Annotated in this window: 17 protein-coding genes and 2 tRNA genes; 15 read left to right on the top strand and 4 right to left on the bottom strand. The window is 70.5% G+C overall.

The features are described 5' to 3' along the window. From LWF15_RS35350 to ilvC, 4 genes are all read left to right on the top strand, one after another. Positions 1-1,160, top strand: a 1,160-nt coding sequence (locus LWF15_RS35350; RefSeq protein ID WP_232815370.1) for a putative bifunctional diguanylate cyclase/phosphodiesterase, incomplete at its 5' end; no start/stop codon positions are given. A gap of 338 nt (positions 1,161-1,498) precedes the next feature. Beyond that, the gene (locus LWF15_RS35345; protein WP_408624680.1) at positions 1,499-3,241 is read left to right on the top strand and encodes an acetolactate synthase large subunit; all 1,743 of its coding nucleotides are present in this window, start codon (positions 1,499-1,501) and stop codon (positions 3,239-3,241) included. An 11-nt stretch (positions 3,242-3,252) separates the two neighbouring features. Next, positions 3,253-3,768 carry an acetolactate synthase small subunit gene (ilvN, locus tag LWF15_RS35340; protein WP_232815368.1) on the top strand — a complete coding sequence of 172 codons (516 nt, stop codon included), beginning with the start codon at positions 3,253-3,255 and terminating at the stop codon, positions 3,766-3,768. A 23-nt stretch (positions 3,769-3,791) separates the two neighbouring features. Next, positions 3,792-4,844 (top strand): ketol-acid reductoisomerase, encoded by a 1,053-nt coding sequence (ilvC, locus tag LWF15_RS35335; RefSeq protein ID WP_332879964.1) that lies wholly within the window; start codon positions 3,792-3,794, stop codon positions 4,842-4,844. A 117-nt stretch (positions 4,845-4,961) separates the two neighbouring features. On the opposite strand, the gene LWF15_RS35330 is transcribed toward ilvC, so the two are convergent. After that, positions 4,962-5,345, bottom strand: coding sequence for a VOC family protein (locus tag LWF15_RS35330; RefSeq protein ID WP_232815366.1), 384 nt, complete (start codon positions 5,343-5,345; stop codon positions 4,962-4,964). Positions 5,346-6,000: 655 nt separating this feature from the next. On the opposite strand from LWF15_RS35330, the gene LWF15_RS35325 reads away from it, so the two are divergent. The 4 genes from LWF15_RS35325 to cimA all read left to right on the top strand — a co-directional run bounded on the left by LWF15_RS35325 (position 6,001) and on the right by cimA (position 11,828). Then, positions 6,001-7,062: a 3-isopropylmalate dehydrogenase gene (locus LWF15_RS35325; RefSeq protein WP_232815365.1), complete on the top strand. Its 1,062-nt coding sequence runs from the start codon at positions 6,001-6,003 to the stop codon at positions 7,060-7,062. Positions 7,063-7,508: 446 nt separating this feature from the next. Beyond that, positions 7,509-8,675 carry a branched-chain amino acid aminotransferase gene (locus tag LWF15_RS35320; RefSeq protein WP_232815364.1) on the top strand — a complete coding sequence of 389 codons (1,167 nt, stop codon included), beginning with the start codon at positions 7,509-7,511 and terminating at the stop codon, positions 8,673-8,675. 203 nt (positions 8,676-8,878) lie between these two features. After that, entirely contained in the window at positions 8,879-9,940 is a 1,062-nt protein-coding gene (locus LWF15_RS35315; protein ID WP_232815363.1) for an NHL repeat-containing protein, read from the top strand. 283 nt (positions 9,941-10,223) lie between these two features. Continuing rightward, positions 10,224-11,828, top strand: a complete 1,605-nt coding sequence (cimA, locus tag LWF15_RS35310; protein WP_232815362.1) for a citramalate synthase — start codon at positions 10,224-10,226, stop codon at positions 11,826-11,828. Between the two features lie 86 nt (positions 11,829-11,914). Here the strand turns inward: cimA and LWF15_RS35305 are convergent, their stop codons facing one another. Continuing rightward, complete coding sequence (locus tag LWF15_RS35305) at positions 11,915-12,766, bottom strand: 3-methyladenine DNA glycosylase (protein ID WP_269811380.1); 852 nt, start codon at positions 12,764-12,766, stop codon at positions 11,915-11,917. Between the two features lie 49 nt (positions 12,767-12,815). Here LWF15_RS35305 and LWF15_RS35300 point away from each other — a divergent pair, with 49 nt between their 5' ends. After that, positions 12,816-13,610, top strand: coding sequence for a fumarylacetoacetate hydrolase family protein (locus LWF15_RS35300; RefSeq protein ID WP_232815360.1), 795 nt, complete (start codon positions 12,816-12,818; stop codon positions 13,608-13,610). Positions 13,611-13,754: 144 nt separating this feature from the next. On the opposite strand, the gene LWF15_RS35295 is transcribed toward LWF15_RS35300, so the two are convergent. Then, positions 13,755-16,364, bottom strand: a complete 2,610-nt coding sequence (locus LWF15_RS35295) for a putative bifunctional diguanylate cyclase/phosphodiesterase (protein ID WP_232815359.1) — start codon at positions 16,362-16,364, stop codon at positions 13,755-13,757. A gap of 1,251 nt (positions 16,365-17,615) precedes the next feature. Between LWF15_RS35295 and LWF15_RS35290 the strand changes: the two genes are divergently transcribed. The 3 genes from LWF15_RS35290 (at position 17,616) to LWF15_RS35280 (ending at position 18,470) form a co-directional block, all read left to right on the top strand. After that, positions 17,616-17,687 (top strand) — tRNA-Gln (locus LWF15_RS35290). 118 nt (positions 17,688-17,805) lie between these two features. Next, positions 17,806-17,878 (top strand) — tRNA-Glu (locus tag LWF15_RS35285). Positions 17,879-18,023: 145 nt separating this feature from the next. After that, positions 18,024-18,470 carry a hypothetical protein gene (locus tag LWF15_RS35280; RefSeq protein WP_232815358.1) on the top strand — a complete coding sequence of 149 codons (447 nt, stop codon included), beginning with the start codon at positions 18,024-18,026 and terminating at the stop codon, positions 18,468-18,470. A gap of 1,581 nt (positions 18,471-20,051) precedes the next feature. Here LWF15_RS35280 and LWF15_RS35275 read toward each other — a convergent pair. Further along, positions 20,052-20,777: an IclR family transcriptional regulator gene (locus tag LWF15_RS35275; RefSeq protein ID WP_232815357.1), complete on the bottom strand. Its 726-nt coding sequence runs from the start codon at positions 20,775-20,777 to the stop codon at positions 20,052-20,054. A gap of 142 nt (positions 20,778-20,919) precedes the next feature. Between LWF15_RS35275 and leuC the strand changes: the two genes are divergently transcribed. The 3 genes from leuC (at position 20,920) to LWF15_RS35260 (ending at position 24,046) form a co-directional block, all read left to right on the top strand. Then, positions 20,920-22,371 (top strand): 3-isopropylmalate dehydratase large subunit, encoded by a 1,452-nt coding sequence (leuC, locus tag LWF15_RS35270; protein WP_232815356.1) that lies wholly within the window; start codon positions 20,920-20,922, stop codon positions 22,369-22,371. A 56-nt stretch (positions 22,372-22,427) separates the two neighbouring features. Then, positions 22,428-23,024: a 3-isopropylmalate dehydratase small subunit gene (gene leuD, locus LWF15_RS35265; protein ID WP_232815355.1), complete on the top strand. Its 597-nt coding sequence runs from the start codon at positions 22,428-22,430 to the stop codon at positions 23,022-23,024. Between the two features lie 257 nt (positions 23,025-23,281). Continuing rightward, positions 23,282-24,046, top strand: a complete 765-nt coding sequence (locus LWF15_RS35260) for an HU family DNA-binding protein (protein WP_232815354.1) — start codon at positions 23,282-23,284, stop codon at positions 24,044-24,046. The last annotated feature ends 118 nt before the right edge of the window (positions 24,047-24,164 follow it).

Genomic DNA, 24,164 nt, shown 5'->3' with positions numbered 1-24,164 from the left:
GGGCCGCCCCCGCGCAGCCCGTGGCGGGGGCCGCCCCCCCGCCGTTCCGGGTCGGTGGGCGCACCGTGCAGCTGGGGCTCAGCGTGGGCGTGGCCCACAGCGACGATCCGGTCGGGCCCGACGACCAGGCCGCTGCCACTCTGGTGCACCGGGCCGACCTGGCCATGTACGGCGCCAAGTCCGACGGCCGCGCCCGCCACGAGCGCTGGCGGCCCGAGCTGGAGCAGCGGGTGCGGCGCCGGGTGGACCTGGCGATCGGCCTGCGCGACGCCCTCGAGCGGGGCCGGCTCTCGGTGGCCTACCAGCCCATCGTGCGGCTGTCCGACGGGCACGTGCAGGGGGTCGAGGCGCTGCTGCGGCTGCCCGAGCACGACCCGGACCAGGGGGCGCTGCCGGACGGCCTGGACGACGTGGTCAGCCCGGCCGAGCTGGTCGAGGTGGCCGAGGACACCGGCGCGATCACCGAGCTGGGGGAGTGGGTGCTGCGCCAGGCCGTGACCCAGGCGGCGGGCTGGGCCCGGCGCGGCCTGGAGGTGTCGGTGAGCGTCAACATGTCGGTCGCCCAGCTGGTCTCGCCCGCCTTCGTCGACCTGGTCACCGGCATGCTCGAGGCCACCGGCCTGCCGCCCTCACGGCTGGTGCTCGAGCTGACCGAGAGTCAGCTGGTGGGCCACTCCGGCCCGGCCCCGGCCGCCCTGCAGGCCCTGCGGGACGCCGGGATCCGGCTGGCCATCGACGACTTCGGCACCGGCTACTCCTCGCTGTCGTACCTGCGCCGGATCCCGGTCAACTCGGTCAAGATCGACCGCTCGCTGCTGGCCGGCCTGGGCACCGACCCACGGGCGGCCCGGCTGCTGGAGGCGGTGGTGGCGATGGCCCGCGGGCTCGACCTCACGGTGGTCGCCGAGGGCATGGAGGACAAGGCCACCGCCCGCGCCCTGCGCGACCTGGGGGTGCAGGCCGGGCAGGGGTACGGCCTGTCCCGGGCGCTGCCCGCGGCCGGGGTACGGCAACTCCTGCAGCGCGGCCCGATCGACCTGGACGAGTCGGCCACCCCCGAAAATCCGGGCGAAGCAGGCACAAACGATCATCCGGGGACGGCCGGGGACACCCCGGTTCTCGTGGTGCCCGAGGAGCGGTCGTCACGTCTCAGCTCGTGAGACATCCGGCGTCGCGATTGACATCCCCGTCATCCGGAGGCAACGTGTGAGCGTGCGTAAGACTCTCGTACTTGGACGGCGCGCCCGCTGAGGTCATGAAGACCCGCGAGCGCGCGACCCCTTGTGCCCATCGGGCCGAGGGGTCTTTTCGTCCCTGCCGAAGGTCGCACGCTGTTCACCGGCCGGCACGGACGAGCCTGTCTCCAGCCGAGACGCCGCATGCACAGCACTGATCCGACGAGCGAAGGAACCCCCTGATGCCCGGCCAGTCCCACACCGAGTCCAACGGCAACCGCACCGCCGTCACCCCGGCGGCCCCGCAGGTCGTCAACGAGCCGATGACCGGGGCCCAGAGCCTCGTCCGGGCGCTCGAGTCGGTCGGTGTAGAAACGGTTTTCGGGATCCCGGGCGGGGCCATCCTCCCGCTCTACGACCCGCTGATGGACTCCGAGAAGATCCGGCACATCCTGGTCCGCCACGAGCAGGGCGCCGGGCACGCGGCCGAGGGCTACGCCCAGGCCACCGGCCGGGTCGGGGTCTGCATGGCCACCTCCGGCCCGGGCGCCACCAACCTGGTCACCGCGATCGCCGACGCCTACATGGACTCGGTGCCGATCGTGGCCATCACCGGCCAGGTCAACAGCAAGCTGATCGGGACCGACGGGTTCCAGGAGGCGGACATCGTCGGCATCACCATGCCGATCACCAAGCACAACATGCTGGTCACCGACGCGGCGGAGATCCCGCGCGCGGTGGCCGAGGCGTTCCACATCGCCTCCACCGGCCGGCCCGGCCCGGTACTGGTCGACGTGAGCAAGGACGCGCTGCAGGCCCAGACCACCTTCTCCTGGCCGCCGAAGCTCGACCTGCCCGGCTACCGGGCCGTCACCCGGCCCCACAACAAGCAGATCCGCGAGGCCGCCCGGCTGCTCACCACCTCCGAGCGCCCGGTGCTGTACGTGGGCGGCGGCGTGCTCAAGGCGCACGCCAGCCCGGAACTGCTGCGGCTGGCCGAGGAGACCGGGGCCCCGGTGGTCACCACCCTGATGGCCCTGGGCGCCCTGCCCGACTCGCACCCCCAGAACCTGGGGATGCCGGGCATGCACGGCACCGTCGCGGCGGTCACCGCGCTGCAGAAGGCCGACCTGATCGTCAGCCTGGCCGCGCGTTTCGACGACCGGGTCACCGGCAACCTCGACTCCTTCGCCCCGCACGCCAAGGTCGTGCACGCCGACATCGACCCGGCCGAGATCGGCAAGAACCGGATCGCCGACGTGCCGATCGTGGGCGACGCCAAGGAGGTCCTGGCCGAGCTGGTGCTGGCCGTCGAGGCCGAGCACAAGGCCGGTCACCGGGCCGACCTGAGCACCTGGTGGACCCAGCTCGACGGCTGGCGCGAGACCTACCCGCTGGGCCACACCCCGGCCCCCGAGGGCGAGGTCTCCCCGCAGGACGTGATCTCCCGGATCGGCGCGATCTCCGGCCCGGAGTCGATCTACGTGGCCGGGGTCGGCCAGCACCAGATGTGGGCCGCCCAGTTCATCCAGTACGAGAACCCGCACACCTGGATCAACTCCGGCGGCCTGGGCACGATGGGCTTCGCCGTGCCGGCCGCGATGGGCGCCAAGGCCGGCGCCCCGGACACCGTGGTCTGGGCGATCGACGGCGACGGCTGCTTCCAGATGACCAACCAGGAGCTGGCCACCTGCGTGATCAACCAGATCCCGATCAAGGTGGCGGTGATCAACAACTCCAGCCTGGGCATGGTCCGGCAGTGGCAGAACCTGTTCTACAACGGCCGGTTCTCCAACACCGACCTGCACACCTCGGTCGGCAGCCGGATCCCCGACTTCGTCAAGCTGGCCGAGGCCTACGGCTGCGTGGGCCTGCGCTGCGAGAGCCCGGAGGACGTGGACGCCACGATCAAGAAGGCGATGGAGATCAACGACGTCCCGGTCGTGATCGACTTCGTGGTGCACCGCGACGCCATGGTCTGGCCGATGGTCCCGGCCGGGGTCAGCAACGACGCCATCCAGATCGCCCGTGACACCGCCCCGGACTTCGAAGAGCGCGAGAACTGAGGACTGAGACCGTGACGCACAAGCACACCCTGTCCGTGCTGGTCGAGGACCGGCCGGGCGTCCTGACCCGGGTCGCCGGCCTGTTCGCCCGCCGCGGCTTCAACATCCACTCGCTGGCCGTCGGCCCCACCGAGCACGCGGGCGTGTCCCGGATGACGGTGGTGGTGGACGTCGACGAGCTCCCGCTGGAGCAGGTCACCAAGCAGCTCAACAAGCTGATCAACGTGATCAAGATCGTCGAGCTCGAGCCCGGCGCCTCCGTGCAGCGCGAGATGCTGCTGGTCAAGGTCCGCGCCGACGCCACCACCCGCAGTCACGTGCTGGAGACCGTCGAGCTGTTCCGCGGGCACGTCGTGGACGTGGCCCCGGACGCGGTCACCGTCGAGGCCACCGGCAGCCCGGACAAACTCGCGGCGCTGCTGAAGGTGCTCGAGCCGTTCGGCATCCGCGAACTCGCCCAGTCCGGCCTGATCGGCATCGGCCGCGGCAACCGCTCGATCACCGACCGGGCCCTGCGCTCGGCCTGAGTAGCCTCGTACCCCCACACCGAATTCCAAGGAGAACCCGCACCGTGGCAGCAAAGATGTACTACGACGCCGACGCCGACCTCTCGCTGATCGCCGGCCGCTCGGTCGCCGTGATCGGCTACGGCAGCCAGGGCCACGCCCACGCGCTGAGCCTGCGCGACTCCGGCGTCGACGTCCGCGTCGGCCTGGCCGAGGGCAGCAAGAGCCGGGCCAAGGCGGAGGCCGAGGGCGTGCGCGTGGTCAGCGTCGCCGAGGCGGTGCAGGAGGCCAACGTGGTCATGCTGCTCACCCCCGACCACGTCCAGCGTCACGTGTACACCGAGTCCATCGAGCCGCACCTGGCCGAGGGCGACGCGCTGTTCTTCGGCCACGGCTTCAACATCCGCTTCGGCTACATCAAGCCCCCGGCCGGCGTGGACGTCTGCATGGTCGCCCCGAAGGGCCCGGGCCACCTGGTGCGCCGCGAGTACGTCGACGGCCGGGGCGTCCCGGTGATCGTGGCGGTCGAGACCGACGCCACCGGCAAGGCCTGGGACCTGGCCCTGTCGTACGCCAAGGCGATCGGCGGCCTGCGCGCGGGTGGCATCCAGACCACCTTCACCGAGGAGACCGAGACCGACCTGTTCGGTGAGCAGGCGGTGCTCTGCGGCGGCATGTCGCAGCTGGTCCAGTACGGCTTCGAGACCCTGACCGAGGCCGGCTACCAGCCCGAGGTCGCCTACTTCGAGTGCCTGCACGAGCTGAAGCTGATCGTCGACCTGATGTACGAGGGCGGCATCGCCAAGCAGCGCTGGAGCGTCTCCGACACCGCCGAGTACGGCGACTACGTCTCCGGCCCGCGGGTGATCGACGAGCGGGTCAAGGAGAACATGCAGGCCGTGCTCGCCGACATCAAGTCCGGGGCGTTCGCCGAGCGCTTCATCAACGACCAGGACGCCGGTGCGCCGGAGTTCAAGGCCCTGCGCGCCAAGGGCGAGGCGCACCCGATCGAGGCCACCGGCCGCGAGCTGCGCAAGCTGATGAGCTGGGTCAAGTCCACCGACTCGGACTACGTCGAGGGCTCCGCCGGCCGCTGACCCGGTCGCTGAGCCGGTCGCCTGGTCGGTTCGCGACCAAGGCCGAAGCCCCCGAGGACATCCGTCCTCGGGGGCTTCGCCCGTTCAGCCCAGAGCCCCGTTCAGCCCAGAGTCTGTTCAGCCCAGCGGGGCGTAGAGGTCGATGTGCGTCCCGTCCGGGTCCTGCACGGTGGCGTGCCGCCGGTTCCAGGGGGCGTCGAGCGGCTCGCGGAAACCGAACCCGTCCTCGTCCAGCCAGCCGTACAGCTCGTCCAGCTCGGCGGCGGTGTCGCAGCGCACCCCCAGGGTGACCCCGGTGCGCGGTGCGTCCTGGTCGATGTCCCAGCTCAGCTCGCGCAGCAGGTCCTCGGTGTAGAGCAGGAGCCGCAGGCCGCCGAGGTCGGCGGTGCGCACCCCCGGGTGGCCGCCGGGCTCGAAGGTGCACCCGAGGCGCTGGTAGAACGCCATCGACTTCTGCAGGTCGGCCACCACCACGCCGACGGCTTCCATCCGGAATCCCATGGGCGTCACCCTATTCAGCCCGCGATCACCGGCCAGGTGAAACGCGCCAGCAGTGGGGAGAACCCCCAACGTAGGAATGCGCGGCGCCATAGCAACAACAAATTCGCACGCTGCCCCCTGCCGGGCGATAACAGGCGGTGCCAATTTGAGGGAAGGAAGGCGGATGGACGGCAGACGTGCTGGGGTCGAGAGATAGGGCCCGGTCTGGGTGAGTTGTCCGCCGTTAGGAGAAGGGCCGGACTGGGCGGGTTGTCCGTCGCCGGGAGTAGGGCCGGACTGGGCGGGTTGTCCGTCGCCGGGAGAAGGGCTGGGACTGGGCGAGTTGCCCGCCGCCGGGAGAAGGGCTGGGGCTGGGCGGGTTGTCCGCCGCCGGGGACAGGGCCGGCCTGGGCGGGTTGCCTGCCGCCGGGGACAGGGCCGGCCTGGGCGGGTTGCCTGCCGCCGGGGACAGGGCCGGACTGGGCGAGTTGCCCACCGCCGGGAGAAGGGCCGGACTGGGCGAGTTGCCCGCCTCCGGGAGAAGGACTGGGCTGGGTGAGTTGCCTGCCGCCGGGGACAGGGCCGGGCTGGGCGGGTTGTCCGCCAATAGGAGTCCTTGTTCATATGCTGAGATTCGAGTACCAGGATCCGGACCCGACCCGATAACATCGGCGACATGAGCACCCCGACCGTCCCCTCGTCCGTCCGTCTGGCCGTCATCCCCGGCGACGGCATCGGTCCCGAGGTCGTCGCGGAGGGCCTGAAGGTCCTGAACGCGGCGGTCGGTTCCGAGGTGTCCTTCGAGACCACCGAGTACGACCTCGGTGCCCGCCGCTGGCACGCCAGCGGCGAGACGCTGCCCGACTCCGTGCTGGCCGAGATCCGGCAGCACGACGTCATCCTGCTCGGCGCGATCGGCGACCCCGCCGTGCCCAGCGGTGTTCTGGAGCGGGGCCTCCTGCTGCGCCTGCGGTTCGAGCTGGACCACTACGTGAACCTGCGGCCGGCGCGGTTGTACCCGGGCGTCACCTCGCCCCTGGCCCCGGCCGTCCTCGAGAACGGGCTCGACTTCGTCGTGGTCCGTGAGGGCACCGAGGGCCCGTACGTCGGCAACGGCGGCGCGGTGCGCACGGGTACCCCGCACGAGATCGCCACCGAGGTCAGCATCAACACGGCCTTCGGCATCGAGCGGGTGGTGCGCGACGCCTTCCGGCGCGCCGCGGCCCGCCCGCGCAAGCACCTCACCCTGGTGCACAAGCACAACGTCCTGGTCCACGCCGGGCACCTGTGGCGGCGCACGGTCGAGCGGGTCAACGCCGAGTTCCCCGACGTCACCACCGACTACCTGCACGTCGACGCGGCCACCATCTTCATGGTGCAGAACCCGGGCCGCTTCGACGTGATCGTCACCGACAACCTGTTCGGCGACATCATCACCGACATCGCCGGCGCGATCGCCGGGGGCATCGGCCTGGCCGCCTCCGGCAACGTCAACCCCGACCGCACCGCGCCGAGCATGTTCGAGCCGGTCCACGGCTCCGCGCCGGACATCGCCGGTCAGCAGAAGGCCGACCCGACCGCCACCATCCTGTCGGTCGGCATGCTGCTCGAGCACCTCGGGCTGGACAAGGCCGCCCAGAAGGTCGAGCAGGCCGTCGCCGAGGACCTGACCGCGCGCGAGAACCGAGTACGGACCACGGCCGAGATCGGCGAGGCGATCGCCTCGCGGCTCGCCTGACCGCGGAGTCCGCCAGCACACACGCAGACGGCGGCCGGTCGGGTGAACCCCGACCGGCCGCCGCGCGTTTTGCCACCCGTCGGCAGCCGGTCCCGGCGACCGCCACAAGCGTCGGCAGCGCCCCCGACCGGCGGCCAGGCCCGTCGACCGCCCCCATCCGGCAAGTGCCCACAACCGACGGCCGCCCACAACCGACGGCCGCCCACAACTGGACGGCAGGGCCCACGGCCGCCCACACCATGCGACGGTCCAGCCGCACCTGGCCCCACGAACCGGCGCATCCCCACCGTCCACCCCGTAACAGACCGGCGCAGACCGGCCGGGGTGCCCTTGGCCGAGAGCGGCCTACCGGCACCCGTTCGCGCGCGATCTGCGCTGCTACCGTCGTCCGTAGATTTCTTACCGGTTCCGCCACGTCCGGGCCGGGTTTGCGAGGGAGTACCGCGATGAACGCCAAGATTGTCGGCACCACCGAGACGCTCGACACCACCGACGTCGTCGACCCGCAGGACGCGCCGGCCGCGCCGCACACGCCGCTGGAGTTCAGCACCACGCTGAACCCCACCCCGGTCACCCCCGAGCGCCGCGCCGAGATCCACGCCCAGCCCGGCTTCGGCAAGTTCTTCACCGACCACATGGTCTCGATCGACTGGAACGAGGCCGAGGGCTGGCACGACGCCGGGGTGGTGCCCTACGGCCCGATCCAGATGGATCCGGCGTCGGCCGTCCTGCACTACGCCCAGGAGATCTTCGAGGGGCTCAAGGCCTACCGGCACGCCGACGGCTCGGTCTGGACGTTCCGCCCCGAGGCCAACGCCGAGCGGCTGGCCCGGTCGGCCCGCCGTCTGGCCCTGCCCGAGCTGTCCACCCCCGACTTCCTGAAGTCCCTCGAGCTCCTGGTCAGCACCGACCAGGAGTGGGTGCCCAGCCACGCCAGCGGTGAGAGCAGCCTGTACCTGCGGCCGTTCATGTACGCCTCCGAGGTCTTCCTCGGCGTCCGCCCGGCCAAGGAGGTGCGCTACCTGCTGATCGCCTCGCCGGTCGGCCCGTACTTCTCCGGCGGCATCAAGCCGGTCTCGATCTGGCTGTCCTCCACCTACACCCGGGCCGCGGCCGGCGGCACCGGCGCGGCCAAGTGCGGCGGCAACTACGCGGCCAGCCTGGCCGCCCAGCTGGAGGCCCAGGCCCACGGCTGCGAGCAGGTCTGCTTCCTCGACGCCTCCGAGCACAAGTGGGTGGAGGAGCTCGGCGGGATGAACATCTACTTCGTCGGGAAGGACGGCACGCTGATCACCCCGCCGGTCTCCGGCACCATCCTCGAGGGCATCACCCGCGCCTCGATCCTCACCCTGGCCACCGAGCTGGGCCTGAAGGTCTCCGAGCGCCCGATCAGCATCGACGAGTGGCGCGAGGGGGTGGCCTCGGGCGAGATCAGCGAGGTCTTCGCCTGCGGCACCGCAGCCGTGATCACCCCGCTGGGCCGGCTCAGCTGGGAGGGCGGCGAGCTGGAGATCCCCACCGGCGAGGTCAGCATGAAGATCCGCCAGAAGCTGCTCGACGTGCAGTACGGCCGCGCCGAAGACACCCACGGCTGGATGCACCGCCTGGTCTGAACCACCTTTTCGACGAACGGCGCCCGTGGCCCCCGGTGGTGGCCACGGGCGTCTTCAGTTTCGCAAGTGACTACTGGGACAGGGGTTTCCACAGTCTCAGCTATTCCCCGGGAACGCCCCAGCTGTGGGTGACCTGTCGGTAGGCCGAACGTGCGGTGTGTCCCTGAGTCGCCGCTATGGCCGAATCGCTGAGGCTTTGCGGTATGACAACGAGAAGGTTCACGTATCTCGGGCGCGTCCGCTCCACCGCCGGCGCGGCGGTGATCGGACTGGCCCTGCTCGCTTCCCCCGCACTCGTCGGGGAGTCCTCCGCCGCGACCCAGGCGGTCTCCCCGGCGGGCTCGACGCCCATCGCGGCCTCGGGTCACAAGAACGTCGGTCCGATCAGCCTCCCCGACGGGTTCCGGCCCGAGGGTGTGGCTTCCGGACCGGAACGTACCTTCTACGCGGGCTCCCTGGCGGACGGCCGGATCTGGACCGGGAGCCTGAAGACCGGTGAGAGCCGTCAGCTCACCGCCGGAGTTCCCGGTCGCTCGGTGCGCGGGCTGGAGTGGGACCCGCGTTCCGGCCTGTTGTGGGCCGCCGCCCAGGACGGCACCACCGGCATCGTGCTGGCGGTCGACACCGCCAGCGGGGCGATCAAGCACCGCATCGAGATCCCCGGGGCGGTGTTCCTGAACGACCTCACGGTCGAGCCGAACGCGGTCTGGGTCACCGACTCCCGGGTGGACCGGCTCACCCGGATCGCCCTGCGCGACGCCACCGGCGCCCGCACCGGCCAGATCAACTACATCCCCCTGAAGGGACAGTGGCCGACCACTCCGGCCGACCGCAACGGCGCCAACGGCATCGAGACCCTCTGGGACGGTTCGCTGTTGCTGAACAACAGCACCGCCGGGGGCCTCTGGCGGGTCAACTACGACACCGGCGTGGCCCAGCAGCTGACCGTCCGGCGGGGGCCGGGGATCACCGGCGGGGACGGTCTGGTGCGAAAGGGGCACACCCTTTTCGTGGTCCGGGGCAACAGCCAGAACGCCGTCGAGCAGCTCAAGCTGCACCACAGCCGTAAGCAGGGATGGCGCGCCACCTGGCGCAAGACGCTGACCTCGCCGCAGCTCGACGTGCCCTCGACCGCGATGTACGTGCACCACACCCTGTGGGCCGTGAACGCCCGCTTCGGCGTGCAGAACCCGCAGACCGCGAGCTACCACATCGTGCCGCTGGGCAAGAAGGTGAAGAGCACGGTGATCACCTCACTGCGGTAGCAGGCCGATTCGAACTTGAGGACGTCGGTGGGCCCCCAAGGTGCCCACCGGCGTCCACAGTTTTTTGGTTGGCTTTTCGGATCGGCTGCCCGTCGGTGTGGCAGAATCGCCAGCAGCATGCATCACACCGGCCTGATTATTCGCAGGCGCGTCGGCACCGCCCAGGGCTAGGGCACCGTCGACGCGCAGACCTTCCGCACCCACGCGGGGGGTCTTTTTTCATGCGCGGACACCGGTCAGCAGGCGAATCCAGCACCCCACGAGCTAAGGCGAGCGAGCAACGATGGAGAACACCGGCCTACCCAGCACCTTCCAGGTGTACGACACCACCCTGCGCGACGGCGCCCAGCAGGAGGGGCTCAGCCTCTCGGTGCAGGACAAGCTGGCGATCGCTGGGCATCTGGACGATCTGGGGGTCGGCTTCATCGAGGGTGGCTGGCCGGGCGCGATTCCCAAAGACACCGAGTTCTTCCGGCGGGCGGCCACCGAGCTGAACCTGAAGCAGGCGGTGCTCACTGCGTTCGGCGCCACCCGTAAGGCCGGTCTCGCCGTGCACGCCGACCCGCAGGTGCAGGCCCTGGTCGACTCCTTGGCACCGGCCGTGACGCTGGTGGCCAAGAGCGACATCCGGCACGTGGAGCGGGCTCTGCGCACCACCGCCGAGGAGAACCTGGCGATGGTCACTGAGACCGTGCGCTACCTACGCGATCAGGGCCGCCGGGTGTTCCTCGACGCCGAGCACTTCTTCGACGGTTACCACTTCGACCGCGCCTACGCCCTGGAAGTGGTGCGGGCGGCGGCCGAGGCGGGCGCCGAGGCAGTGGTGCTTTGCGACACCAACGGCGGGATGCTGCCCAACCAGGTGGCCGACGTGGTGCACCACGTCACCACGACCACCGGTGCGCCGCTGGGGATCCACTGCCACAACGACACCGGCTGCGCAGTGGCCAACTCACTGGCTGCGGTGGACGCCGGAGCAATGCAGGTGCAGGGCACGCTGAACGGCTACGGGGAGCGCACCGGCAACGCCGATCTGATCACGGTGGTCGCCGACCTGGAACTGAAGCTGGGCCGCAACGTGCTGCCGGACGGGCGGATCCGCGACGTCACACGGATCGCCCACGCGGTCAACGAGATCGCGAACGTGCTGCCGTACCACCGCCAGCCCTACGTCGGCGCCTCGGCCTTCGCCCACAAGGCCGGCCTGCACGCCAGCGCGATCAAGGTGGATCCCGACCTGTACCAGCACATCGACCCGGCGCAGGTGGGCAACGACATGCGGATGCTGGTGTCGGACATGGCCGGCCGGGCCTCGATCGAGCTGAAGGGCCGGGAACTCGGGTTCGACCTGTCCAGCGATCGCGAGCTGGCCGGGCGGGTGACCGCCCGGGTGAAGGAGCTGGAGGCCCGGGGGTACACGTTCGAGGCGGCCGACGCCTCGTTCTCGCTGCTGCTGCAGGAAGAGGTGCACGGCGCCCGCCCGGCGTTCTGCGAGGTCGAGAGCTGGCGGGTCATCACCGAGTTCCGCGGCGGGTCGGGCGAGGCGGTGTGTGAGGCCACGGTGAAGCTGACCGCCGGCGGGAAACGCTCGGTGGCCACGGCCGAGGGCAATGGGCCGGTCAGTGCTCTGGACCACGCGCTGCGTCAGGCCCTGCTGCCGGTCTACCCCGAGCTCGACCGGATGAAGCTGACCGACTTCAAGGTCCGCATCCTGGACGGGGAATCAGCCAGCGACGCGATCACCCGCGTGCTGGTCGAGACCACCGGCTCGGGCGCGGTCTGGCAGACCGTGGGGGTCGGGCCGAACATGGTCGAGGCCAGTTGGCACGCCCTGCTGGAGAGTTTCGTCTACGGGTTGCAGTCGATGGGTGCCCAGCCACGGCTTTAGAGCTTGCGGTCCCCCAGCCCTAGAGGGCCGGGAGGTGCCCCCAGTAGGTGGGCACCCAAGGTGCCCACCTACGTCGTCAGTTGGAATCAGTTCTCGAGCAACCGTTCCAGCACCCCGATCAGCCGGCCCCGCAGCATCTGCGAGCGCTCGGCGAACTGCCGCTGCCGGGTCACGTACTCGGCCTTACCCTCGGGAGTCTCGATCGCGACGGCGGGCTCCCCGTACGACGAGAAGTCGTACGGGGAGGCCTGCATGTCGAGCAGGCGGATCTCGCGGGCCAGCTCGAAGCAGTCGAGCGCCAGCTCGCCGGGCACCGCGGGGCCGAGCTTGATGGCCCACTTGTGACTGTCCATCCCCGCGTGCAGACAGCCCGGTTGGTCCAGCTCGACCTGACTCTCGCGGGTGGGCTGTAACCGGTTGCGCCCCACCGCCGCCGGGGTGAAGAACCGGAACGCGTCGAAGTGGCTGCAGCGGATCGGGTGCGCCTCGACCACCGCGTCGGTGCCGGCCTGCCCCAGCCGCAGGGGGAGCGGATGCCGGTGCTCGTCCTGCCGGTAGACCATGGCCCACTCGTGCAGGCCGAAGCAGCCGGTGAAGGCGGGGCGGGCGGCCACGGCGGTGAGCAGCCGGTGGATGAACCGGACCGAGTCGCCGCGGTCGGCCATGAACTGCGCCGCATCGAAACCCACGGTGCCGTCGGCCTCGGTGCGGTACCAGCGCCAGCCGGTGTGCGGGGTTTCTCCGGCGATCTCCAGGCGCACGCCCACCCCCGGATGCCAGCGGCGCATCACCGAGGGGCGGGTGTTGTAGTACTCGAACAGGAAGTCGTCGATGGCGTGGCGCTCGCGGGTGGCCTTGCGCGCGCGGTGACCAGCGGTGAGCCCGTCGGCCCGCTGTTCGTGTTCCCGGGCCCGGGGCTGCCATTCGCCCGCCTGCATCACCTCACTCACCCGTCCAGTATCTCCCGGCCTGGAATAGGGTCTGACCATGCTCATCGCGAGATTCACCACCGGCGACGACCCCCGGTACGCGGTCGTGGAGGGCGAGCCGGGCTCCGGTTCGCTGCACGTCATCAGCGGCGACCCGCTGTACCAGACCGTCCAGATGACCGGTGAGAAGGTCCGGTTCGACGACGCGGTCCGCCTGCTGGCGCCGGTCATCCCCCGCAGCAAGGTGATCGGGGTCGGCAAGAACTACGCCGACCACGTGGCCGAGATGGCCACCACGCCGGGGGAGGCCCCGCCCGAGGAGCCGCTGCTGTTCCTCAAGCCGAACACCTCGGTGATCGGCCCGGGCGACCCGATCGTGCTGCCCCGCCAGTCCACGAACGTGCACTACGAGGGCGAGCTGGCGATCGTGATCGGCAAGCTCTGCAAGGACGTGCCGGTTGAGCGGGTGAACGAGGTCGTGCTCGGCTACACCGTGGCCAACGACGTCACCGCCCGCGACCTGCAGAAGTCCGACCGGCAGTGGGCCCGGGCCAAGGGGTTCGACACCTTCTGCCCGCTCGGGCCCTACCTGGTGCTGGACGCCGACGCCACCGACGTGCGGATCACCACCCGGGTGAACGGCGAGACCAAGCAGGACGGGCGCACGTCCTCGCTGATCCACAAGATCCCCGAGATCGTGGCCTACGTCTCGGCCGCGTTCACGCTGCTGCCCGGCGACGTGATCCTCACCGGTACGCCGGCCGGCGTGGGCCCGCTGAACGCGGGTGACCGGGTCGAGGTGGAGATCGAGGGCATGGGTGTGCTGAGCAACCCGGTCGTCTCGCGCGACTGATCGACTGGTTCACAGACTGAAGACGCGGGTGGGCCCCTTGGGTGCCCACCCGCGTCCTTGGTCTGTGGTGTGGTCTCACTGATCTCTGGCTCTGGGGACGTTCACCGCTTCGGTGCCCACCGGCGTCCTCAAGTTCTTCGGCTCTCAGCGAGCCTCGGCCAGGTGTCCCTCCCGGGCCGCCAGCCAGGCGATGAAACCGGCCAGGGGCATCGGCGGGGCCAGGTAGAAGCCCTGCATGTTGGTGCAGCCCATGCGTTCCAGCTCGGCCCAGGTGGCCGCGTCCTCCACCCCTTCGGCCACCACCGCCAGGTCGAGGTTGGTGCCCAGGTCGACGATCGAGCGCACGATCGCCAGGTCGCCCGGCTCGGTCAGCATGCCCATCACGAAGCTCTTGTCGATCTTCACCTCCTGCACCGGGAGCTGGCGCAGGTACGACAGGGACGAGTAGCCGGTGCCGAAGTCGTCGATCGACAGGCCCACCCCGAGCTCGTGCAGCCGGTCCAGCACCACCCGGGTGCGGGCCGGGTCGCGGATCACCGAGCTCTCGGTGATCTCCAGGGTCAGCGAGTCGGCCGGCACCGCGTGCCGGGCCAGCAGGGTCTGCACCTGGGTGATCAGGCTGTCGTTGAGATTGCTGCGGGCCGAGAGGTTCACGCTGATCGTGAGCCGGTGCCCCGAGCGCCGCCAGCGCCCGCAGGCCGCCACCGCCTGCTCCAGCACCGCGTCGGTGAGCTGGGGGATCAGGCCGTTGCGTTCGGCCAGAGGGATGAACGTGTCGGGGAACAGCAGCCCGTGCCGGGGGTGGCGCCAGCGCACCAGCGCCTCCACCCCGAGCACCATGCCGGTGCGCAGGTCGGCCTGGGGCTGCACATACACCTCGAGCTGCCCGGCCGAGATGCCCTGCCGCAGCTCGGCGGTCAGCGCCAGCCGCTCCGGCGTCTCGTTCGCGTCCAGGCCCTTCTCGTACACGTGCAGGCCCGAGCCGGAGTTCTTGGCGTAGTACATCGCCCCCTCGGCCCGTTTCAGCAGGGTGTGCCCGTCGGAGCCGTGCAGCGGGGCCACCGCGATCCCGATCGAGACGCCCACCTCCACGTCGACCCCCTGGATGCTGACCGGCCGTTCCAGCCCGAAGCGCATCTGGCCGGCGATCTCCAGGGCCATGGCCACCGTGTCCACCCCGGGCAGCAGCACCGTGAACTCGTCGCCGCCGGTGCGGGCCAGCACCCCCCGGTTCTTCAGCGCGGCGTGCAGTCGCTGGCCCACCTCCTGCAGCAGCCGGTCGCCCAGGGGGAGCCCGAACGTGTCGTTGACCTGCTTGAAGTTGACCAGGTCGAGGTTCATCACGGTCAGGCCGGGGGAGCGGTCGGTGCGCAGGTCGCCCAGCGCCACCACCATCTCCTGCTGCAGCAGATTGCGGTTGGGCAGGCCGGTGAGCTTGTCGTGCAGGGCGTCGTGCCGGAGCCGGTCGACCAGCTGGCCGTTCTGCAGGGCCATGCTGGCGTGGTTGGCCACCGTCATCAGCAGCTGCACGTCGTCGGTGTCGAACGAGCGCACGTCGCTGATCCGGTCGCCGACCAGGATCGTGCCCACGATGCCCGCCTCACCGCGCAGCGGGACCAGCACCGCGTCGCGCAGGTCGCGGTCGGCCAGCAGGGCGCGGTGGCTGCGGTCGCCCCGGGGGATCAGCAGCGGGCCGCCGCTGTTCACCACCCCGGCCCAGCTCGGGTCGTTGGCCGCGGGCTCGCCCAGCCGGGCCCGGCGCAGCTTGTCGTTGGAGCCCCGGCTGTCGATCCGCAGGGGCTGGTGCCCGGCCTCGGAGGAGACGAAGACGATCTCGGCGTAGTCGGCCCGCAGCACCTCACGGGCGTGCTGGAGCACCCCGGTGAGGATCTCGTTGACCTCGGGCGTGCTGCTCACCGCGTGGCTGAACCGGTAGAGCCGCTCCAGGCTGAGGTGGCGCTCGGACAGGCTGGAGTAGCTGCGGTAGACCACCAGCAGCAGCACCATCGAGATCAGCAGGGGCACCGCGGCCTGGCTGCTGGCCGCCAGCGCGTGCACGGCGACCAGGGCGATGCAGGTGACCAGGGCCGAGGTGGCGGCCCCACGCCCGGCCTCGACCAGGAAGTCACGGCGCTTGGTCTCACCGTCGACCACGGCGATCACCACGGTGACGGCCAGGGCCGAGAGCAGCCCGCCGCACACGGTGGCGACCAGGGCGGCGATCCAGGCCCGGTAGTCGATCGCCACGTCGCCGCCGCGGATCAGGTTGAACAGCATCAGGGCGAGCACCGACTCGGCGAACACCATGGAGGCGTTGAAGAACACCTTGACCGGGCCCTGCCGGCGCCAGAGGACCAGGGCGACCAGCACCCCGACCAGGCGCCCGGCCAGGAAGCCGCCGGGGGAGGCGAAGAACAGGCCGAGCACGGTGGCGATCTCGTTCATCGAGATGGCGCGGACCTGCCGGTGCCCGTTGACCTGCACCATCTGGACCACGATCTCGCAGGCCGCGGCCAGCGCGGCCACGCTGTACCAGTCCAGCCGCAGCAGCTCGCCGCGCCCGCCCACCTCCTGGGTGACCGGGCACAGCCAGACCAGCGCGCCGAACGCCACCAGGGTCAGGCTGACCCCGACGATACGCAGCGAGGTCGCCCGCGGCCGGGCCGGAGGGACACGTCGTGACTCCGAGCGACCCGGGCCCGACAGGAGCGCGAGCGGGGACAGCTCGGTGAACCGGATGCCGAGGACCGCCATCCGTCACCCCCTGCGGTCGGGGGCGGCGGGCCCGGTCCGAGCGGGATTCGGTTCACCCTCGCCGGCCGGCCCGGTCTCCCGGACGCCTGCCATCAGCCCGCAGCCGGCATGCCGCCGGACCCAGAAAACAGTGCTTGAACTGTGAACATCCCCGTCCCCCGGTGATCACGCCCCTGTGATTCGGAGCGTAGCTGAACCGCCGATGCGCCAAGAGCGGAAGTCCGGACGAACCTGTGTCCGACACCTTACCCGTAGTCATATTGCCCCCTGGAGATGTCGGCCACATTCCGTGGTCTCCGGAAGGCGCTGGGAAGCCGGGTCGTGCGGGAGGCCGGGCAGGGGGCTGACGCAAAGTAAGGGAAATTCGTGGGACAGGGTGTGACCTACGTCCTGTTCGAGTGACTTGGGGGAGGGGGCCGGGCCGGCGGGAGGTGTTAGCTGGAGCACTTGTGGGTGCAGAAACTGGTGCATGCAGGCTCTGCCTCCTGCCCGCCCCGTGCCCTGCACGCCCTGCTCAGTGCTGACCCGCTTTCTCCGAGCGTGGTCCTGCTCACTCGCAGCCCCGGTGGGCGGTGTGACCTGCGGCCCTCAGCGCCGCCGTAATCGCGGGGACGGAGCCAGCCAGCAACGGCGGTCGCCAGCTCCGATCACCGGCGCCCAGGCGATCTCCCCGCACCCGCGCGCCTCTCCGCACTGGTCCTTCCGGGTGTCTCTCCTGCGGCCCGGCCGGATGAGCCACCGCAGCCGATCTGCCCCCCGTGGCCCAGCGCAGAGTGCCTTCATCGAGGGGTGCAGATCCGGGCCAGTCCGCGTCTGGCCGCGAGAGACGAGCGCCACCGCAGTTCCGACCGGCCCTTATCGGTGACGCGTGGCTTGGCTCAGATGCCCAAGGCCGAGCGGCAGATTGCCCTTGCATGACCCCGCCTGCCCAACCATTGCGAGGCGGTGCGGATCGCCCGCCCCTCCTGGCTACCCCGGTCCGACCAGCGCACTCCTGCACCTTGCCAACCGCTCATGGCGACGCCCCAGCGGCCGGGCTCGGTCCCGTCTGTCGCCCCGGCCCTGGTCTGCTCGCCTCTTCCTGGCCCCTGCACACCTGCTTTCCCCACCCTCCGACTCCATGCGCCAGGGGCCACGCGGCGTGCGGATTTGGGCCCGCGGTCACCTACCGCTAATGTTCTCCGTGGGCAGCCGCCCAAGCGGTAGATCCGCCTCCTCGGAGAGGATCTAACACTCGGGCGGTTACCCCCATGGGGTATGGTGTAATTGGCAGCACGACTGATTCTGGTTCAGTTAGTCTAGGTTCGAGTCCTGGTACCCCAGCTCGGTAAGGTGGTCTCAAGGTGAGCATTTCGCTCACCGGCCGGACAAACCAGCCGATTCGATAGACAGCCGGGAGATCGGCTAGAATCGAATAGCTGACCTGGTCAGCAAGCAACAAGGCCCCGTTGTGTAGTGGCCTAGCACGTCGCCCTCTCAAGGCGGTAGCGCGGGTTCGAATCCCGTCGGGGCTACACCGAGATACGGCCCTCGACCACTTCTGGTCGAGGGCCGTAGTCATGTCCGGTAATCTCACGCCGGCCTGCGAGAACCCCTTTGGATGCTCGGGGGTGGGAGCACCATGCGGGAGCACCAGTGGAATCGATGGAGGGAAAGTTCATGACGGCGCAGATCGGCCAGATGGTCCGGGAGTTGCTGGCAGGCGATCTGAACGCCTACCCCGAGCGGATCAAGGCGCTGGACGAGCCCGGCTGGAACGCCTTCGGTGAGATCGTCGGCGCGGCCTTCTACCGTGCGGTCGCCCAGCTGCTCACCCCGCAGACCGACGTGTCCGCCTTCGTCGCCGCCGCTGCTGCCCCCTACGCGCAGACCCCGGTCGCGATCGACCCGGCCGCGGCCGAGGCCCTGGTGCGGTCCGTGCTCGGCGACGACGCGACCGTGGGTCAGGTGCTCGAGCAGCTCGACGAGCCCGACTTGGCCCGCATCGAGCTGGTCCTGCTGCGCCGCCTGATCGAGGACGGCAACGGCGCCATCAAGATCGACGCGCTGGTGACCTCGGCCCAGGACGAGGCCGCCGAGTTCAGCGGCGAGGCCGGAGCCTCCTGAACCCTTCTCGCACCTTCGAGCCCGTCTTCCGCAGTGGGGAAGACGGGCTCGAAGGTTTGCGGGACGAAGAGCCGCCTGGGCAGGCGGTCGCGGGCCTCGAACCAAGAGCCCCGTCACCGGGCGGTCCCGAGCCTGAAACGACCCGGCCCAGCTCAGGACCGGCTCAGGGGCAGGTCGTTCAGCAGCCCGCAAATGGGCCTGCGCGAGGTGTACATCGCGTACACCTGGTACGCGGTGTACCCGATGTACACATCGTCGACCCGGGCTTGGCCGGCCCCCGGGATCGGTGGCGGAAAAGTAAAAAGCGCCCGATGACGGCCCGGACCTGCCGCAGACGCCATTCGCCGCGGCCCTGTGCGTCCAGGCCGTCTGAGATAGGTGACTGATCCAGAGGCAGGTCAGACAGACCATCTACGGCGACCGACGCACAAATTCCTGCTCCCCAGCCTTTCCGCGGCTGCCGAGACGGGCCGCTGAGACCGGCTGCCCGAGCCGGCAAAGGGAACCTGGCTGCGGAGGACGGCCCGGGAACCGGCTAGGGCAACCGGGCTGCGGAGGCCAGCCCGGAAGCCGGCCAGAGGAACCGGGGTACGGAGGTCAGTCGGGAAACCGGCCAGAGGAACCGGGGTGCGGAGGCCGGCCAGGGAAACCGGGCTGCGGACGCCGGCAAGGGAAGGCGGCCAGGGAAACCGGTCAGGGAAACCGGGCTGCGGAGGCCAGCCAGGGCAACCCGGTTGCGGAGGCCGGCCAGGGAATCGGGCTGGGGACGCCGGCCAGGGAACCGGGCCAGGGGAACGCGGCTGCGGAGGCTGGCCAGGGGAATCGGGCTGCGGAGGCTGGCCAGGGGAACTGGGCCAGGGGAACGCGGCTATGGAGGCTGGCCAGGGGAATCGGGCTGCGGAGGCTGGCCAGGGGAACTGGGCCAGGGGAACGCGGCTATGGAGGCTGGCCAGGGGAACGCGGTTGTGGAGGCTGGCCAGGGGAACTTGGCTGTGGAGGCCGGCCAGAGAAACCGGCCAGAGGAACGCGGCTGTGGAGGCTGGCCAGGGAAACCGGGTTGTGGGCGCCGGCCAGGGAACCGGCCAGAGGAACCCGGCTGTGGAGGCCGGCCAGAGAAACCGGACTGGGGACGCCGGCCAGGGAACCCGGGTATGGACGCCAACCAGAGAAACCGAGCCGTGGGCGCCTGTCATGGAAACCGGGCTGTGGAAACCGGCCAGGGGAACCGGGCTGTGAACGCCAGCCAGGGCAACCGGCCAGGGAAACTTGGTGGCTGAGGCCGGCGAGGGGAAACCTGGTGCGGAGGCTGGTCAGGGAGACCTGGTGGCTGAGGCCAGGCAGGGGAACCGGCTGCGGAGGCTGGTCAGAGAAACCCGGTGGGCGAGGTCGGGCAGGGAAACCTGGTGGGCGAGACTGGCCAGGGAAACCCGGCCACCGACGTCCACAAACGCCGTCTTCCGCGAGACCGACTGCCGCTCAAAGGTGACCGCCGGGCGCACGAACCTGGCCCCCAACTCAGTTCACGCAGCCAGCGGTACCCGGCCCGCTACGTCCTTCAATTCACCGTGACCCAGCGGTGAATCAGGCCTGGACCTGACCTCGGCGCAGCACCTCGGTGAGCCGGCCGGCGGCCGCGACCACGGCGGTGGCGTGCTGACGACCCGGCTGACGGGTGAAACGTTCGATCGGGCCGGAGATCGAGACGGCGGCCACCACCCGGCCGGACGGGCCGCGGACCGGCGCGGACACGGAGGCGACGCCGGGTTCGCGTTCGGCGATGCTCTGCGCCCAGCCCCGGCGACGTACCGCCGAAAGGGTGCTGGCGGTGAACTTGGCGCCGTTCAGCCCGCGGTGCAGGCGGTCCGGCTCCTCCCAGGCCAGCAGGGTCTGGGCGGCGGAACCGGCGTGCATCGACAGGGCCGAGCCGACCGGGATCGAATCGCGCAGCCCGACCGGCCTTTCCGCCGCGGCCACGCAGATGCGCTGGTCGCCCTGACGGCGGAACAGCTGGGCGCTCTCGCCGGTGTGGTCGCGCAGGGCGGCCAGGACCGGCCCGGCGGCGGCCAGCAGCCGGTCCTCCCCGGCCGCGGCGGCCAGTTCGCCCAGCCGGGGCCCGAGCACGAAACGGCCCTGCAGGTCACGGCTGACCAGCCGGTGGTGCTCGAGCGCGACCGCCAGGCGGTGCGCGGTGGGCCGGGCCAGACCGGTCGCGGTGACCAGCTGGGCCAGCGTGGCGGGACCCGCCTCGAGGGCGTCGAGCAGCACGGCTGCCTTGTCCAGGACGCCGACTCCGCTACTCTTGTCCATGGAGCGATACTGTCGTCTCACGAAGCGAGACGCAAGTCCGGCCAGCACCGGGCCCGGGAGAACCGGGATCGCACCGGCGGGCACTGTTCAGGTGCCCGCCGCAATCGCAACGGGCACCGAACCCGGATGGAGGCTGATCAACGTGGGCCGCACGCTGGCGGAGAAGGTTTGGCAGGCGCACGTCGTGCGCGCGGGCGAGAACGGCGAGCCCGACCTGCTCTACATCGACCTCCACCTGCTCCACGAGGTCACCAGCCCGCAGGCGTTCGACGGCCTGCGGATGGCCGGGCGCGGGGTCCGCCGCCTCGACCTCACCATCGCCACCGAGGACCACAACACCCCGACCCTGAACATCGACCGGCCGATCGCCGACCCGGTCAGCCGCACCCAGATCGAGACGCTGCGCCGCAACTGCGCCGAGTTCGGTGTCCGGCTGCACCCGCTGGGTGACATCGACCAGGGCATCGTGCACGTGGTCGGGCCCCAGCTCGGGCTGACCCAGCCGGGTATGACCGTGGTCTGCGGCGATTCGCACACCTCGACCCACGGCGCCTTCGGGGCCCTGGCTTTCGGTATCGGCACCAGCGAGGTGGAGCACGTCCTGGCCACCCAGACCCTGCCGCTGAAGCCGTTCAGGACCATGGCGATCAACGTGGACGGCGATCTGCCCGCCGGAACCAGTGCCAAGGACATCATTCTCGCGGTGATCGCGAAGATCGGCACCGGCGGTGGCCAGGGCTACGTCCTGGAGTACCGCGGTTCGGCTATCCGGGCGCTGTCCATGGAGGCCCGGATGACGATCTGCAACATGTCCATCGAAGCGGGCGCCCGGGCGGGCATGATCGCCCCCGACGAGACCACCTTCGAGTACGTGAAGGGCCGCCGGCACGCCCCCGAGGGCGAGGACTGGGACGCGGCGGTCGAGTACTGGCGCACCTTGCACACCGACGACGACGCCACCTTCGACACCGAGGTGTACCTGTCCGCACCCGACCTGGAGCCCTTCGTCACCTGGGGCACGAATCCCGGTCAGGGCTCTCCGCTCTCGGCGAACGTGCCGGACCCGGCCCAGATCGCCGACCCGGACGAGCGCGGCGCCGCCGAGCGGGCCCTGGCCTACATGGACCTGACCGCGGGCACCCCGCTGCGTGAGATCGCCGTCGACACGGTGTTCATCGGCTCGTGCACCAACGGCCGGATCGAGGACCTGCGGACCGCCGCGGCCGTGCTCCAGGGCCGGCAGAAGGCGGAGGCGGTGCGGGTTCTGGTCGTGCCCGGCTCGGCCCGGGTCCGGCTGCAGGCCGAGTCCGAGGGGCTGGACAAGGTGTTCACCGAGTTCGGCGCCGAGTGGCGGCAGGCGGGCTGCTCGATGTGCCTGGGCATGAACCCGGACCAGCTGGCCCCGGGCGAGCGCAGCGCCTCGACGTCGAACCGTAACTTCGAGGGCCGCCAGGGCAAGGGCGGCCGTACGCACCTGGTCTCGCCCGCGGTGGCCGCCGCCACCGCGGTCCGGGGCACGTTGTCTTCTCCGGCGGACCTGACCTCTCCCGGGTTCGAGGTCGCCTCCCAGGAGGGCGCTTCCGCCGCCCGGTGAACCTCGGCAGCTGACGCCCACCCCTCAAGACCTCACAGCTAAGGAACAGCGAAACCATGGAGAAGTTCAGCACCCACACCGGTATCGGGGTCCCGCTGCGCCGCTCGAACGTGGACACCGACCAGATCATCCCGGCGGTGTACCTCAAGCGGGTGACGCGCAGCGGGTTCGAGGACGGTCTGTTCTCCGCCTGGCGCCAGGACCCGGAGTTCGTCCTGAACCAGGACGCCTACAAGGCCGGTTCGGTGCTCGTGGCGGGCCCCGACTTCGGCACCGGGTCCTCCCGTGAGCACGCCGTCTGGGCCCTCAACGACTACGGCTTCCGGGTCGTCCTGTCGTCCCGCTTCGCCGACATCTTCCGGGGGAACTCCGGAAAGGCGGGCCTGCTCACCGGGATCGTCGAGCAGGCCGGGATCGAGAAGCTGTGGGCGGCGCTGGAAAGCCGCCCGGGCACTGAGGTGACGGTCGACCTGGAGGCCCGGACCGCCGTCTGCGGCGACCTGACGGTGCCGTTCGAGGTCGACGACTACACCCGCTGGCGGCTTCTGGAGGGCCTGGACGACATCGGGCTGACCCTCCGGCACGTCGAGGACGTGACTGCTTTCGAGTCGAATCGGCCACACTTCCTGCCGCGCACCCTGCCGGCCCGCTGAGGACCTCCTCGGCCGCAACCGGAATCATCATTCATTGCCGTAATTGATTGTGCGGTAATGATTCTCGAGAAACTCGGCGGTCCTTGCCGACTCCCGGAAGGGGGTCGGGAAGGGCCGCCGAGGGCCGTTTACAGGGCGCTTTTGCGTTGAGACACAACGACAAAACCTCACTCTGTATTGGATTTATAGGCCGGATTGCGTTTACCTTCATCTTCGACAGCGGGCATCCGTCTCGCTTCCATGTACCGGAGGATGAAGTGAACAAGGCAGATATCGTCGAGATTCTCCAGGAGCGCCTGGGTGGCCGTCAGGCCGCGGCCGACGCGCTGGACGCCGTGATCGACACGATCACCCGCGCCGTGGTCCGCGGCGAGAAGGTGACCATCAGCGGTTTCGGTTCCTTCGAGAAGGCCGTCCGCAACGCGCGCACCGGCCGTAACCCGCGCACCGGCGAGAAGGTCCGCATCAAGAAGACGTCCGTCCCGCGTTTCCGCGCCGGCACGTCCTTCAAGGCCTACGTGGCCGAGCCGCGCACCCTGCCGAAGCCGGTTGCCGGTTCCACCCGCGCCGCCACCACCCGTGGTGTCGCCGCTGCCGCCAAGGCCGCTGCCCCGAGCCGCGCCACCAAGGCTGCCGCCACCAAGACCACCGCCGCCAAGACCACGGCCGCGAAGAAGACCGCCACCAAGGCCACTCCGGCCAAGACCACGGCGGCCACCACCCGCACCACGGCGGCGAAGAAGACCACCACCGCCACCAAGGCCACCCCGGCGAAGACCACCACGGCCGCGAAGAAGACCGCGACCAAGGCTCCCGCCGCGCGCAAGACCACGGCCACGAAGACGGCTGCCACCCCGGCGAAGACCACCGCCGCCAAGACCACCGCGGCGAAGACCACCACCGCGCGCAAGACGGCCGCCAAGAAGACGGCGACCACGGCCAGCCGCACGGCGACCAAGGCCACCCCGGCCCCGACCGCCGCCAAGCGCACCACCACGCGTCGTCGCACCACCAGCGCCTGAGCACCACCACCCCTCCACCCGTGGCGGGCGTCCCGGACGGTCGGGGCCCCCGCCACGGGGCTGGTTTGGGGGCCGCCGGCGCTCCCGCGCCACCGCCCCCTCCGGGAGCCGGGGGCCG

Source organism: Kineosporia rhizophila, assembly GCF_021277265.1.
GTDB lineage: Bacteria > Actinomycetota > Actinomycetes > Actinomycetales > Kineosporiaceae > Kineosporia > Kineosporia rhizophila.
The sequence above is the reverse complement of the archived record's forward strand: the minus strand, read 5'-3'. Positions and strand labels throughout refer to the sequence as shown.

Excerpts from the sequence above, each read along its gene's own strand:
- LWF15_RS35345 (WP_408624680.1), top strand. The coding sequence starts at position 1,499 with ATGACCGGGGCCCAGAGCCTCGTCCGGGCGCTCGAGTCGGTCGGTGTA.
- LWF15_RS35330 (WP_232815366.1), bottom strand. The coding sequence starts at position 5,345 with ATGGGATTCCGGATGGAAGCCGTCGGCGTGGTGGTGGCCGACCTGCAG.
- LWF15_RS35325 (WP_232815365.1), top strand. The coding sequence starts at position 6,001 with ATGAGCACCCCGACCGTCCCCTCGTCCGTCCGTCTGGCCGTCATCCCC.
- LWF15_RS35320 (WP_232815364.1), top strand. The coding sequence starts at position 7,509 with ATGAACGCCAAGATTGTCGGCACCACCGAGACGCTCGACACCACCGAC.
- LWF15_RS35315 (WP_232815363.1), top strand. The coding sequence starts at position 8,879 with ATGACAACGAGAAGGTTCACGTATCTCGGGCGCGTCCGCTCCACCGCC.
- cimA (WP_232815362.1), top strand. The coding sequence starts at position 10,224 with ATGGAGAACACCGGCCTACCCAGCACCTTCCAGGTGTACGACACCACC.
- LWF15_RS35305 (WP_269811380.1), bottom strand. The coding sequence starts at position 12,766 with ATGCAGGCGGGCGAATGGCAGCCCCGGGCCCGGGAACACGAACAGCGG.
- LWF15_RS35300 (WP_232815360.1), top strand. The coding sequence starts at position 12,816 with ATGCTCATCGCGAGATTCACCACCGGCGACGACCCCCGGTACGCGGTC.
- LWF15_RS35295 (WP_232815359.1), bottom strand. The coding sequence starts at position 16,364 with ATGGCGGTCCTCGGCATCCGGTTCACCGAGCTGTCCCCGCTCGCGCTC.
- LWF15_RS35280 (WP_232815358.1), top strand. The coding sequence starts at position 18,024 with ATGACGGCGCAGATCGGCCAGATGGTCCGGGAGTTGCTGGCAGGCGAT.
- LWF15_RS35275 (WP_232815357.1), bottom strand. The coding sequence starts at position 20,777 with ATGGACAAGAGTAGCGGAGTCGGCGTCCTGGACAAGGCAGCCGTGCTG.
- leuD (WP_232815355.1), top strand. The coding sequence starts at position 22,428 with ATGGAGAAGTTCAGCACCCACACCGGTATCGGGGTCCCGCTGCGCCGC.